General features: G+C 64.5%; 12 protein-coding genes. 6 read left to right on the forward strand and 6 right to left on the reverse strand.

Translation table 11 applies throughout. The annotated features are described in order from the left end of the window. Positions 1–5 precede the first annotated feature (5 nt). Genes nagA through LB545_RS03875 form a run of 4 tightly spaced genes read right to left on the reverse strand, consistent with a single transcriptional unit; the run spans position 6 to position 3,887 of the window. On the reverse strand, positions 6–1,184 hold the full coding sequence (nagA, locus tag LB545_RS03860) for an N-acetylglucosamine-6-phosphate deacetylase (RefSeq protein ID WP_224704462.1): 1,179 nt from the start codon (positions 1,182–1,184) through the stop codon (positions 6–8). Beyond that, positions 1,181–2,233: an SIS domain-containing protein gene (locus tag LB545_RS03865; protein ID WP_140559105.1), complete on the reverse strand. Its 1,053-nt coding sequence runs from the start codon at positions 2,231–2,233 to the stop codon at positions 1,181–1,183. Before LB545_RS03865 ends, nagA begins: the two co-directional genes overlap by 4 nt. Then, a complete protein-coding gene (locus LB545_RS03870) occupies positions 2,230–3,012 on the reverse strand; it encodes a GntR family transcriptional regulator (protein WP_140491609.1) in 783 nt (260 codons plus the stop codon). Before LB545_RS03870 ends, LB545_RS03865 begins: the two co-directional genes overlap by 4 nt. Continuing rightward, on the reverse strand, positions 3,009–3,887 hold the full coding sequence (locus tag LB545_RS03875) for an N-acetylglucosamine kinase (RefSeq protein WP_140559104.1): 879 nt from the start codon (positions 3,885–3,887) through the stop codon (positions 3,009–3,011). The genes LB545_RS03870 and LB545_RS03875 overlap by 4 nt, the downstream gene beginning before the upstream one ends. Before the next feature lie 199 nt (positions 3,888–4,086). On the opposite strand from LB545_RS03875, the gene LB545_RS03880 reads away from it, so the two are divergent. The 6 genes from LB545_RS03880 (at position 4,087) to LB545_RS03905 (ending at position 10,942) form a co-directional block, all read left to right on the forward strand. Continuing rightward, a complete protein-coding gene (locus LB545_RS03880; protein WP_140559103.1) occupies positions 4,087–5,037 on the forward strand; it encodes an N-acetylmuramic acid 6-phosphate etherase in 951 nt (316 codons plus the stop codon). Between the two features lie 117 nt (positions 5,038–5,154). Beyond that, positions 5,155–6,414 carry an ABC transporter substrate-binding protein gene (locus tag LB545_RS03885; RefSeq protein WP_140559102.1) on the forward strand — a complete coding sequence of 420 codons (1,260 nt, stop codon included), beginning with the start codon at positions 5,155–5,157 and terminating at the stop codon, positions 6,412–6,414. 249 nt (positions 6,415–6,663) lie between these two features. Beyond that, positions 6,664–7,593, forward strand: a complete 930-nt coding sequence (locus LB545_RS03890; protein ID WP_140524307.1) for a carbohydrate ABC transporter permease — start codon at positions 6,664–6,666, stop codon at positions 7,591–7,593. Positions 7,594–7,819: 226 nt separating this feature from the next. After that, the gene (locus tag LB545_RS03895; RefSeq protein ID WP_140551691.1) at positions 7,820–8,659 is read left to right on the forward strand and encodes a carbohydrate ABC transporter permease; all 840 of its coding nucleotides are present in this window, start codon (positions 7,820–7,822) and stop codon (positions 8,657–8,659) included. Beyond that, on the forward strand, positions 8,656–9,717 hold the full coding sequence (locus LB545_RS03900) for a Gfo/Idh/MocA family protein (protein WP_140514220.1): 1,062 nt from the start codon (positions 8,656–8,658) through the stop codon (positions 9,715–9,717). Before LB545_RS03895 ends, LB545_RS03900 begins: the two co-directional genes overlap by 4 nt. Positions 9,718–9,943: 226 nt before the next feature. Then, on the forward strand, positions 9,944–10,942 hold the full coding sequence (locus LB545_RS03905) for an ABC transporter ATP-binding protein (RefSeq protein ID WP_140559100.1): 999 nt from the start codon (positions 9,944–9,946) through the stop codon (positions 10,940–10,942). A gap of 186 nt (positions 10,943–11,128) precedes the next feature. Here LB545_RS03905 and LB545_RS03910 read toward each other — a convergent pair whose 3' ends face one another. Further along, positions 11,129–11,974, reverse strand: a complete 846-nt coding sequence (locus LB545_RS03910; RefSeq protein WP_140559099.1) for a fumarylacetoacetate hydrolase family protein — start codon at positions 11,972–11,974, stop codon at positions 11,129–11,131. Between the two features lie 169 nt (positions 11,975–12,143). Beyond that, a complete protein-coding gene (locus tag LB545_RS03915) occupies positions 12,144–12,875 on the reverse strand; it encodes an SDR family oxidoreductase (protein ID WP_140514227.1) in 732 nt (243 codons plus the stop codon). Positions 12,876–12,906 lie beyond the last annotated feature (31 nt).

A 12,906-nucleotide genomic window follows, 5' to 3' on the forward strand; every position in this document is an offset into this window, starting at 1 on the left:
GGCTTTCACCGTTGCCCGCCGGCGCTGGTCGAAAAAACCTTGTCGCCGCCGATCCAGACCCTTTTGATGTCGAGATCGTCCGAAAGCGCAACGATGTCGGCGGCGGTGCCCTTGGCGAAGCGGCCGAGCCGGTGCGACTGGCCGATCGCCTGCGCCGGATAGAGAGACGCCATGCGCAAGGCCTCGGAAAGCTCCACGCCCACGCTGCGATGAGTGAAGCGCACAGCCGAGATCATGTCGAGATCCGCGCCGGCCAGCGTTCCATCGGCAAGCCGCAGGCTGCCGTCCTTGCGGTAGATGGTGCGGCCGTTGAGCGTGAAGGAGGTCATGTCGGTGCCGATCGTCGCCATGGCGTCGGTGACCAGCACGATCCTGCCCGGCCCCTCTTTGGCCCGCAGCGCTATTGCGATGGTGGCGGGATCGACATGGATGCCGTCGGCGATCAGTCCCGCGGACAGGCCGCCGATGTCGATGGCGGCGCCGGCCAGTCCCGGCTCCCGGTTGCCGATCTGGCTCATGGCGTTGAACAGATGCGTGACCACGCTGGCGCCGGCCTCGCTGAATGCTTTGGCCGTGGCGTAGCCGCTGTCGGAATGGCCGAGGCTGACGATGATGCCGGCCTTGGCCAAGGCCGTCACGCGGGTCGCCTCGACGGATTCGGGCGCGATCGTGGTGAGCAGCACCGGGAGCTTGGCTCGCGCCGCGATCAGCATCGCCTCGTCCTTGTCCGTCATCGGCCGGATCAGCGCCGGGTCATGCGCGCCCTTGCGGGCGATCGACAGATGCGGACCTTCCAGATGCAGCCCGAGGAACCCCGGCACTTTCCGCAGTGCCGACGCCTCGCCAGCGGCAATCGCCGCGGCGGTGATATCAGCCGTATCGGTGATGAGCGTCGGCAGCAGTGCGGTGGTGCCGAACGGCGCATGCGCCCGGCAGATGGTCTCGATCGAGGCGACATCGGGGTGATCGTTGAGCATGACGCCGCCGCCGCCATTGACCTGGATGTCGACGAAGCCCGGCGCCAGCATGCCGCCGCCGGTGTCGACGCGGCGCATATCCGCGGCAAGCGCGCCGGTGGGCAGGATGGCCTCGACCAGACCGTCGCGCACGACGAGGGCATGACCGTCATGCCAGTCGTCGCCGTCGAAAATACGGGCGCCAGTCAGGGCGAAACGGTCGCTCATACGGTCTCCGTCACCTTGCGAAGGTTGCGCGGCGTGTCCGGATCGAGGCCGCGGTGGCGCGCAAGGGCCTCGACGAACACGTAGAAGGACACGATCAGCGTCAGCGGATCGGTCAGTGGATGGCCGGTGGCGACATGCGGCAGGCGTATGGCCTTGTTCGCCAGCATCGAGGTGACGAAGACCGGCGCCCCCTTGGCCGCCAGGCTGTCGGCGGCTTCGGCTACGGACGGTTCGGACGCGTCGCGCGCGGCCAGCGCCAGCACCGGAAAATCGGGGCCGATCAGCGCCAGCGGGCCATGCATGACTTCGGCAGCACTGTAGGCCTCGGCATGCATGCCGCAGGTTTCCTTGAATTTCAGCGCCGCTTCGTTGGCCATCGCCGCGGATGGGCCGCGGCCGAGGATGAACAGCGACTTCTGCTTTTCGATCGTTTCGACGAGCACGCTCATCCAGTCACAGGCGATCGCCTTGCCGAAATGCTCGGGCAAGCGGGCAAGCGCCTTGAGAAGCGCTTCGTCGCCGGTGGAATGCGCCATCAGAGCAAGGCCGGCGACAGCGGAATTGACGAAGGTCTTGGTCGCCGCGACGCTGCGCTCGGGCCCGGCCAGGATGTCGATCGCATGGTCCGAGGCGCGCGCCAGCGGTGAATCGGCGGTGTTGGTGACGGCGATGGTCAGCGCGCCACCTGCCCGTGCGGTTTCGGCCATGGCGACGATGTCGGGGCTCTTGCCCGACTGCGAGATGGCCAGGCACGCGGAGCCGCCGAGCCTGAGCTTGCGGCCATAGATCGAAGCGATGGAAGGGCCGACCGAAGCCACCGCAAGACCGGCGGTGAGTTCGACCGCGTACTTCATAAAAGTAGCGGCATGGTCGGACGAGCCGCGCGCCACAGTGACGACGAAATGCGGGTCGCGCTCGCGAATGCCGCGGCCGGCTTCGGAAAGTACGGCACCGGAACCGTCGAGCAGGCGGGCGACGGCTTGCGGGATCTCCTCGATCTCGCGCCGCATATGGGTCGGCTCCGTCGATTTGTTCGGCTCGGTCGTCATGGTCGGCCCTCTTCGCTCGGCCCTGTCAGCCGCAGTTCGGCGACGAAATCATAAGCGTCGCCCCTGTAGATGGAGCGGGTGAACTCGATCACCTTGCCGCTCGCCAGATAGGAAATACGCTCGATGTGCAGGCCGGCAATGCCCGGCGGCACTTCGAGCAGGCGCGCGTCGCCGTCGCCGAGATTGGCGGCCGAGATGCGCTGCACCGCGCGCACCGGCCTGTTGCCGGTCAATTCCAGGGCTGCGTAGAGCGAGGAGCCAATTCCAGCGGGGTCCGGCAGCACGCTGGCCGACAGCGAGGCGCGCTCGATCGCCAGCGGCGTGTCGTTGGCTATGCGCAGGCGCGCCACGCGCGCCACCAATTCGTTCGACGACAGGCCAAGCACCATCATCTCGTCGGGCGAGGGCGCGTAAAGGCCGCGGTCGAGCCAGGCCGAGCGCACAACCATGCCGCGCCGCGCCATGTCCTCGGTGAAGGAGGTCAGCCGCGACAGCGACTGCTCGACCCGCTCCATGCGCGGCGCCACGAAGGTGCCGGAGCCGTGGCGCTGGACCAGGATGCCGCCCTTGACGAGGTCCTGCACCGCCTTACGCACGGTGACACGCGAAATATCGGCCTTGATGGCGATGTCGCGCTCGGAAGGCAGCGCGTCGCCGGGCCCGATCAGACCGCGATTGACGGCATCCTCAATGCTTTTGCGCAGTTGCAGGTAGAGCGGCGCACCGCTTTGCGAGGACTGTTTCAGCGCGGCGAAGATCTGGTCGGCGGCGTCGCTCATCGAGCCGCTCCCCTCGGCGCGAACAGGCGGACCGCCATCTGCACGGCGCCGCCGAGCGCATCGTCGAGCGGCTCCCGAAGCAGCGCCCGGTAGCGTGCAGACAGGCGCGGCGCGTAGAGCGGCGCCAGCCCGCCGAGCAGGCAGAGCGGCGCGTCTGCCGCGAGATCGAGAGCGCCGAGCGAGGCCTCGACATCGGCGACCGCCTTGTCGAGGATCCAGTTGGCGACCGCGTCGCCCTTTTCGGCATGTTCGAACACTTTGGGGGCGAAGCCGCCGAAATCGCCGGGCTTGGCATTGGTGGTGAACTCGACCACATCCTCCGGATTGTCGCGGAACACGGCCATCATGCTATCGGTCAGCGGCGTGCGCGCTCGCACGCCATCATGGGCAAGCAGGGTCTGTTCGAGCAGGTCGCGGCCGATGCGGGCGCCGCTGCCCTGGTCGCCGACCTGGAAGCCCCAGCCGCCGATGGCACGCGACTTGCCGTTCTTGCGCGCCATGTAGGCGGTGCCGGTGCCGAGGATCGCCATGGCGCCGTCGCCGGAACCGACTGCGCCTTCCAGCGCGATTTCGGCATCGGTTTCGACGCGGCTGGTGCTGAACGGCAGGATCGCCTCGAGCTGCTGCCGGTAGGTGCCGACATTGGCGCCGGCGAGGCCGAGAATGGCCGGTGTTTGCGGGATCAGGTCCGAATCCTGGCCAGCCGCGACAAAGGCTTGCCGCGCCGCCTCGACGATGTTCGACCGGGCGCCGGTCAGGTCGGTGCGGATGTTGGCGGCGCCGCTTTTGGCGCGGCCGAGCACCGTGCCGTCCGCCATTGCCAGGGCCGCCCTGCAGCTGGTGCCGCCGCCATCGATGCCAAGCACGAATTTCACGTGATTTCTCCTCCAGGCCGATAATACCAATAAAATACCAATAGCCAAGGGTTAATTTCCGCTGCAAAAAGGTTAGAGCGTATTTCACTGAAAAACTTGGCCATTTACCTGCGCCAGCGATTTCGGTACCGCGAATTCGTTAATGCGTGTGGACAAGTGGTATTTTTTTGGTATTATTTTTCGAATTGGAGGAATTGGGATGGCGGAAACGCGCACCGAAGCGCTGCACAGGAATGCCGAGGGGCTGGATATCCAGGCTCCCGAAGCCATCCTTGCTTCGCTGGCCGATGCGCAGGTCGAGGCGGCGAAGACCGTGCACAACGCCATTCCCTCCATTGCCAAAGCGGCCGAGATTATCGCCGGCAGCCTGAAGGGCGGCGGCAAGCTCGCCTATGCCGCGGCCGGCAGCTCCGGCCTGATGGCGCTTGCCGATGCGCTGGAGCTGCCCGGCACCTTCGGCATCCGTCGCGACCGCATCGCCATCCTGATCGCCGGCGGCGATGGGGCCTTCAGAGCCCTGGCCGGCGGCCCCGAAGACGATACCGAGGAGGCCGCGACAGCGGTCGCCAACGCCGGCATCGGCAAGGGCGACTGCCTGATCGCAATCTCGGCCAGTGGCACCACGCCCTATGCGCTACGGGCGATCGAGGAAGCCGCCCGTCGCGGTGCGGCCACCATCGGCATCGCCAACAACCGGGACTCGGCTCTGCTGCGTCTGTCCGGAACCGCCATCCTGCTCGAAACGCCGCCGGAAGTGATCGCCGGCTCGACGCGCATGGGCGCCGGCACGGCCCAGAAGATCGCCCTCAACATGCTGTCGACGCTCGCCGCTATCCATCTCGGCCATGTCCATGACGGCTACATGGTCAATCTCATGGCCGACAACAGCAAGCTGCGCGACCGCGCGGCGCGGATCGTCGCGGCCATCAGCGGCGGCAGCCGCGACGACGCGGCCCGTTTGCTCGAAAAGAGCGGCGGTGCGGTCAAGACCGCCATTCTGCTTGCCGCCGGCGCCGACAGCGCCGACACGGCGCAGAAGATACTGGAAGAGGCCGGCCAGAAGCTGCGGCCGGCCCTTTCCGCGCTGGGGCATGATCCCGAAAAGTGGAGACCGCTTCTCGGAAAAGATCATGCTCGAACAAAGAAATAGAGCCTGTTTCATCCCGGTGTCCATCGGGGTGAAGCAGGCTTGCGAGGGGAGCAAGGGGCGCAACGCCTCTGTTCTCATCAAAACCGAACCTGAAAAAGGTCAACAGGGAGACTGAGCATGACAACGAAACTACTGATGGCACTGCTTCTGGGCACCAGCATTCTCGGCTCCGCCGGGATGGCTTACGCCGAGGACGTAACGCTCAACATCGAAAGCTGGCGCGGCGACGACCTTGCCATCTGGAAGGACAAGCTGATCCCCGCTTTCGAAGCCAAGAACCCCGGCATCAAGGTGGTGTTCGCGCCCTCGGCGCCGACCGAATATGACGCGGCTCTCGGCGCCAAGCTCGCCGCCGGTTCGGCGGGCGACCTGATCACCTGCCGCCCGTTCGACAAGTCGCTCGAGCTGTTCAAGAAGGGCAATCTCGCGGACCTCTCCTCGCTGCCGGGCATGGACAACTTCTCGCCGGTGGCCAAGTCCGCCTGGCAGACCGACGACGGCAAGGCGACCTTCTGCGTGCCGATGGCGTCGGTCATCCATGGCTTCATCTACAACAAGGACGCCTTCGACAAGCTCGGCATCAAGGTGCCGGAGACCCGTGACGAGTTCTTCGCCGCGCTCGACAAGATCAAGGCCGACGGCACTTACATCCCGATGGCGATGGGCACCAAGGATCTCTGGGAAGCCGCGACCATGGGCTACCAGAACATCGGCCCCAACTACTGGAAGGGCGAGGAAGGCCGCGCGGCCCTCATCAAGGGCGAGCAGAAGCTGACCGACAAGGACTGGGTCGCGCCCTATGAGGAACTGGCCAAGTGGAAGCCCTATCTCGGCGACGGCTTCGAGGCGCAGACCTATCCGGACAGCCAGAACCTGTTCACGCTCGGCCGCGCCGCCATCTACCCGGCCGGCTCGTGGGAAATCGGCCTGTTCAACACTCAGGCCCAGTTCAAGATGGGTGCCTTCCCGCCGCCGGTCGAGAAGGCCGGCGACACCTGCTACATCTCCGACCATACCGACATCGGCATGGGTCTGAATGCGGGCTCCAAGCATGCGGATGCGGCCAAGACCTTCCTGTCCTGGGTCGCCTCGCCGGATTTCGCCACCATCTACGCCAACGCGCTGCCGGGCTTCTTCAGCCTGAACTCCTCGCCGGTGAAGATGGAGGACCCGCTGGCGCAGGAATTCGTCTCCTGGCGCGGCAAGTGCAAGTCGACGATTCGCTCGACCTACCAGATCCTGTCGCGCGGCACGCCGAACCTCGAGAACGAGACCTGGGTCGAATCGGCCAATGTCATCAACGGCACCGATACGCCGGAAGCCGCTGCCAAGAAGCTGCAGGACGGCCTCGACAGTTGGTACAAGCCCGCCAAGTAAGGCTCGGGCAATGAGCTGGGCCGTTCCAAGTGGACGGCCCAGCGTTTTTCGATAGCATCGACTGCGAAGGACGGCGCCGCCCCTTATCCGCCTGCCGGCACCTTCTCCCCGTACAGTGACGGTGAGAAAGGGAGTTGCCGCAACGCTGGCGACCTCCTCTCTCCGTTCTTCACCGGGAGAGGGTAAGGATGAGGGGCACCGCTGTTGTCGAAAGCATTTTCCCAGACCTGATCGGTGGGGACCGAACTCATGGCCGCACAAGCACGACCGAAAAGACCGATCCGCTGGCATATCGCCGTCTTCCTGGCGCCGGCGGTGCTCGTCTATACGGCGATCATGATCCTGCCGCTCGCCGGCACTTTGCAGCTGTCGCTGTTCCGCAACATCGAGCAATCCCAGGTCTTCGTCGGGCTGGCAAACTTCCGCACCCTGTTCGGCGATCCAAACTGGTCGGTGAATTTCTGGAACGCGCTGCGCAACAATGTCTGGTTCTTCATCATCCACATGCTGGTGCAGAACCCGATCGGCGTACTGCTGGCCGCACTTCTGTCCAGCCCCAGGCTGCGCTTTTCGGCCTTCTACCGCACGGCGATCTTCGTGCCGACCATCCTGTCCTTCGTCATCGTCGGCTTCGCCTGGAAGCTCATCCTGTCGCCGCTATGGGGCGTGGCACCGCACATGATGGACCTGGTCGGCCTTAAAAGCCTGTTCACGCCATGGCTCGGCAAGGAGCAGTATGCGCTGACCGCGCTTAGCCTGGTCTCGGTGTGGCAGTTCGTCGGCATCCCCATGATGCTGATCTACGCCGCGCTGCTGTCGATCCCCAATGAGGTCATAGAGGCGGCGGAATGCGATGGCATCACCGGCCTGTCGCAGTTCTGGAAGATCAAGCTGCCGCTGATCCTGCCCTCGATCGGCATCATCTCGATCCTGACCTTCGTCGGCAATTTCAACGCCTTCGACCTGATCTACACCGCGCAGGGCGCGCTCGCCGGGCCGAATTATTCGACCGACATTCTCGGCACCTTCCTCTACCGCGCATTCTTCGGCTTCCAGCTGCAGGTCGGCGACCCCAACATGGGCGCGACCATCGCCACGATCATGTTCCTGATCATCCTCGGCGGTGTCTGCGTCTACCTCTTCCTCATCCAGACGCGCCTGCGTCGATATCAGTTTTAGGGGGCGATATGTCGAGCTTGAGCACCCCCCTCTGTCCTGCCGGACATCTCCCCCGCAAGGGGGGAGATCAGCTGTTGTCACGGCCTTCGCCAGCCACCAGCGATGCAGGAGATGTGTCGGCGCCAAAGCTGCCAATCTCCCCCCTTGCGGGGGAGATGGCCGGCAGGCCAGAGGGGGGTGGCTGGGTGCTGTTCCTCGGCAAAGTAGCTCCTCAGGAGACCATCCAATGAGCACCGCCACCCGTTCGCTGCCCCGCACGATCGGCGCCCATGCGGTCCTGTTGACCTACACGGCGATCGCGCTGTTCCCGGTGATCCTGGTCATCATGAATTCGTTTAAATCCCGCGCCGGCATATTCGGCGCGCCGCTGACACCGCCGACGCCAAAGACCTTCGACCTGATCGGCTATACCACGGTGATCGGCCAGGGCGATTTCATCCACTACTTCCAGAACAGCCTCGTCGTCACGGTCGCCTCGCTGTTCTTCGTGCTGCTGTTCGGCGCCATGGCTGCCTTTGCGCTGTCGGAATACCGCTTTCGCGGCAATACGCTGATGGGCCTCTATCTGGCGCTGGGCATCATGATCCCGATCCGGCTGGCCACCGTCGCCATCCTGCAATTGATGGTGGCGAGCGGGCTGGTCAACACGCTGACGGCGCTGATCCTGGTCTACACCGCGCAAGGCCTGCCGCTGGCTGTCTTCATCCTTTCGGAATTCATGAAGCAGGTGTCCGACGACCTGAAGAACGCCGGCCGCATCGACGGCCTGTCGGAATACACCATCTTCTTCCGGCTGGTGCTGCCGCTGGTGCGGCCATCGATGGCGACAGTCGCAGTGTTCACCATGATCCCGATCTGGAACGATCTGTGGTTCCCGCTGATCCTGGCGCCGTCGGAAGAGACCAAGACTGTGACCCTCGGCGCGCAGCTCTTCCTCGGCCAGTTCGTCACCAACTGGAACGCCATCCTGGCCGCGCTCTCGCTGGCGATCATGCCGGTGCTGATCCTCTACGTCATCTTCTCGCGGCAGTTGATCCGCGGCATCACGTCAGGAGCCGTCAAGTGAATTCGCAATCGCCCCTTCGCGTCGTCGCCGCCGGCCTCGGCAATATGGGCCGCAGCCATGCGCTCGCCTATCACACCAATCCGGGCTTCGAGATCGCCGCGTTGATCAACCGCTCCGACGTGCCGCTGCCGGATGGGCTGTCGGGCTACGGCATCAGGCGCTCCTTCGACGATGCGCTGCGCGACGAAAAGCCCGATGTCGCCTGCATAGCCACTTATTCCGACAGCCACGCCGACTATGCGGTGAGGGCGTTCGAGGCCGGCTGCCATGTCTTCGTCGAAAAGCCCCTGGCGACGACGGTGGCCGACGCCAGGCGCGTCGTCGCGGCCGCCAAGGCCAATGGCAGGAAACTGGTGATCGGCTACATACTGCGCCACCACCCGTCCTGGATCAGGCTGATCGCCGAGGCGCGCAAGCTCGGCGGCCCTTATGTCTTCCGCATGAACCTCAACCAGCAGTCCTCTGGCCATACCTGGGAGACGCACAAGCAATTGATGCGCACGACCTCGCCGATCGTGGACTGCGGCGTGCATTATCTCGACGTCATGCTGCAGATCACCGACGCCAGGCCGGTCGAGGTGCGCGGCATGGGCGTGCGGCTGACCGAGGAGGTGGCGCCCACGATGTACAACTACGGCCACCTCCAGGTGCTGTTCGATGACGGCTCGGTCGGCTGGTACGAGGCCGGCTGGGGACCGATGATTTCGGAGACCGCGTTCTTTGTCAAAGATGTCATCTCGCCGACGGGCTGCGTGTCGATTGTCATGAAGGAAGGCGTTAAGTCCGACGACATCGACACTCACACCAAGACGTCGACCATCCGCCTGCACAGTGCGAAAACCGGCGCGGACGGCAAGTTCGCCAAGCCAGACGAGATGCTGTCGATGGAGGGCGAACCCGGCCACCAGGATCTCTGCGATCTCGAACAGGCTTTTGTCCTCAAGGCGATCCGCGAGGATATCGATCTCACCCGCCATATGGACGACGCCGTGAAATCGCTCGCCGTCTGCCTTGCCGCCGACGAGAGCGTGCGCAGCGGGAAGGCGGTGCGATTGTGAAAACGAGGCTAGCGGTAGGGGTTGCGGCCTACGGCGCCCCCCTCTGGCCTGCCGGCCATCTCCCCCTCAAGGAGGGAGATCAGCTGTCGGCATGGCCTTCGCCAATCACAAACGTCAACAAGAGTGTTTCAGCGTCAAAGCTGCCAATCTCCCCCCTTGAGGGGGAGATGTCCGGCAGGACAGAGGGGGGTGCCCTGGCGCCCACTCATCAATTTGGAGGACTGCCGTGGGCTCGCTGAAGATCGAGAATGTGAAGAAGGCCTTCGGCCCGGTCGAGGTGCTGAAGGGCATCGACCTCGAGGTGACGGATGGCGAATTCGTCGTCTTCGTCGGCCCCTCGGGCTGCGGCAAGTCGACTTTGCTGAGGGTGATCGCCGGGCTGGAGGATTTGACCTCGGGCCGGGTGGTCATCGATGGCGCGGATGTCTCGGCCACGCCGCCGGCCAAGCGCGGCATCGCCATGGTGTTCCAGACCTATGCGCTCTATCCGCACCTGACGGTGAAGAACAATATGGGCCTTGGCCTCAAGCAGGCCGGCACGCCGGCGCCCGAGATCGAGCGCCGCATCGGCATCGCCTCGTCCATGCTGTCGCTTGAGCCCTATCTGGAAAGGCGTCCCGCGGAACTCTCCGGCGGCCAGCGCCAGCGCGTCGCCATCGGCCGCGCCGTGGTGCGCGAGCCAAAGCTGTTCCTGTTCGACGAGCCTTTGTCCAATCTCGACGCGGCACTGCGCGTCAACACGCGGTTGGAAATCGCGCAGCTGCATCGCCGCCTCAAGGCGACGATGATCTACGTCACCCACGACCAGGTCGAGGCGATGACGCTGGCAGACAAGATCGTGGTGCTCAATGCCGGGAAAATCGAGCAGATCGGCGGACCGATGGAACTCTACAATTCGCCGGCGAACGAATTTGTCGCGGGCTTCATCGGCTCGCCGAAGATGAACTTCATCGACGGCGCCAGGCTTGGGGAAACCGCCAAGAGCATCGGCGTGCGGCCGGAGCATCTGACTGTCGACCCGAAATCCGGCGCCTGGAAAGGCACGGTCGTGCATGCCGAGCACCTCGGCGCCGACACCAATCTCTATCTCGACTGCGAGAAGGCCGGGCTGATCACCGTGCGCATTTTCGGTGTTTATGACGCCGAGCCGGGGGCGACACTTTATGCAACGCCGGATCCGGCGAAGACCTATCGGTTTGGCGCGGATGGGAAGGTGCTGAAGTAGTATCGCAACATAGTTGGCGCTGCCCCTCATTCGCCTGCCGGCACCTTCTCCCCGTATAGTGACGGGGAGAAGGAAGATAGCTCCAGCGCCGGCGATTGGCGAAAGCAGCAACGACAGCGTCCTTCTCCCCGTTCTACGGGGAGAAGATGGCGGCAGCCAGATGAGGGGCGGCGCGACTCGTGAAAGTTATGCGTCAGCCCTGAACGTCTGCTTCTGCTGGCCCAACCCTTCGATGCCCAGCTCCACCACGTCGCCGGCCTTCAAGAACACCGGCGGCTTCATGCCCAGGCCGACACCGGGCGGCGTGCCTGTCGAAATGATGTCGCCAGGATGCAGCGACATGAACTGGCTGAGATAGGACACAAGATAGGCGACGCCGTAGACCATGGTCTTCGTCGAGCCGTTCTGCATGGTCTTGCCGTTGACGGTCAGCCACATCTTCAGGTTCTGCGGATCCGAGACCTCGTCCTTGGTCACCAGCCATGGGCCGGTCGGGCCGAACGTGTCGCAGCTCTTGCCCTTGGTCCATTGGCCCTGGCGCTCGGCCTGGAAGGCGCGCTCGGAGACATCGTGCGCGACGCAGTAGCCGGCGACGTATTCGAGCGCATCGGCCTGGCTGACATATTTTGCCGTTTTGCCGATGACGACGCCGAGCTCGACCTCCCAGTCGGTCTTCTCCGAGCCGCGCGGGATCAGCACGTCATCGTCCGGTCCGACGATGGCCGAGCTGGCCTTCATGAAGATGATCGGCTCCGGCGGCACGGTGGCGCCGGTCTCGGCGGCGTGGTCGGAATAGTTGAGGCCGATGCAGATGAACTTGCCGGTGCCGGCAACGCAGGCGCCGAGCCGCGGCTTGCCGGAAACCGCCGGCAGCGACTTTGCGTCGAGCTTGGACAGCATCTCCAGCGAGGCCGGGTGAAGCGTGGTGCCGGCAATGTCGGCGACATGGGCGGAGAGGTCGCGGATCGTCCCATCCGCATCGAGCAGGCCGGGACGTTCGCTCCCCACCTCGCCATAGCGCAGCAGTTTCATTTAGACCCTTCTCCTGGTTGCGGCCTCGCGGCCTTTTGCAAACTCTTCACCGAAACGAATGGCTCCCGTTTGGGAAGCCGGCGGACCGTACCACCGGCCTGATCCAGGGCAAGCGCGGACACCATATAGTGATCGCCGGTGAGCGGGATTTTCAGACTCCTCGATCCGGTCAGATCGACCAGCCACCATCGATATTGTAGGCCTGCCCGGATGTGTAGGTGGCGCCGGCCAGATAGACGGCCAGATCGGCGATTTCCTCCGGCGTGCCGAGCCGGCCCATCGGCTGGCGCGCGATGAAGGCGGCGCGCGCGGCTTCATAATCGCCCTGCGCGTGCATGCGATCCTGCAGCGACGGGCTTTCCACCGTACCGGGGCAGATGGCGTTGCAGCGTATGCCCTTGCCGACATAGTCGGCCGCGACTGCCTTGGTCAGGCCGATCACCGCAGCCTTGGTGACACCATAGGCGAAACGGTTCGGCACGCCCTTCTGCGAACTCGCCAGCGAGGCCATGTTGATAATCGACCCGTCTGCGCGCTCCAGCATGCCGGGCAGCACGGCGCGGATGGTGCGGATCATGGCGCGAACGTTGAGGTTGAGAGCGAAATCGAGATCGCTGTCCTTCATCTCCAGGATCGAGCCGGAGTGGACGAAACCGGCGCAGTTGAACAGCACGTCGACGCGGCCGATCCCGGCGAAGGCGGTGTTGACCGCCTCGTCATTGAGCACGTCGACCTTGCGTGTCTTGATCCCGGCAGTCTTGGCGAGTTCCGCCAGCAGCGTTTCGTTGATGTCGGTGGCATGGACGGTAGCTCCTGCCTTGGCGAAGGCGAGCGCGCTTGCCTTGCCGATGCCTTGCGCCGCTGCCGTGATGACGACGACCTTGCCTGCCAGATCCGCCATGCTGTTCTCCTCCTGGGTTAACTGCCTTTAT

It is taken from the genome of Mesorhizobium sp. BR1-1-6, assembly GCF_020165355.1.
Taxonomy (GTDB): Bacteria; Pseudomonadota; Alphaproteobacteria; order Rhizobiales; family Rhizobiaceae; genus Mesorhizobium.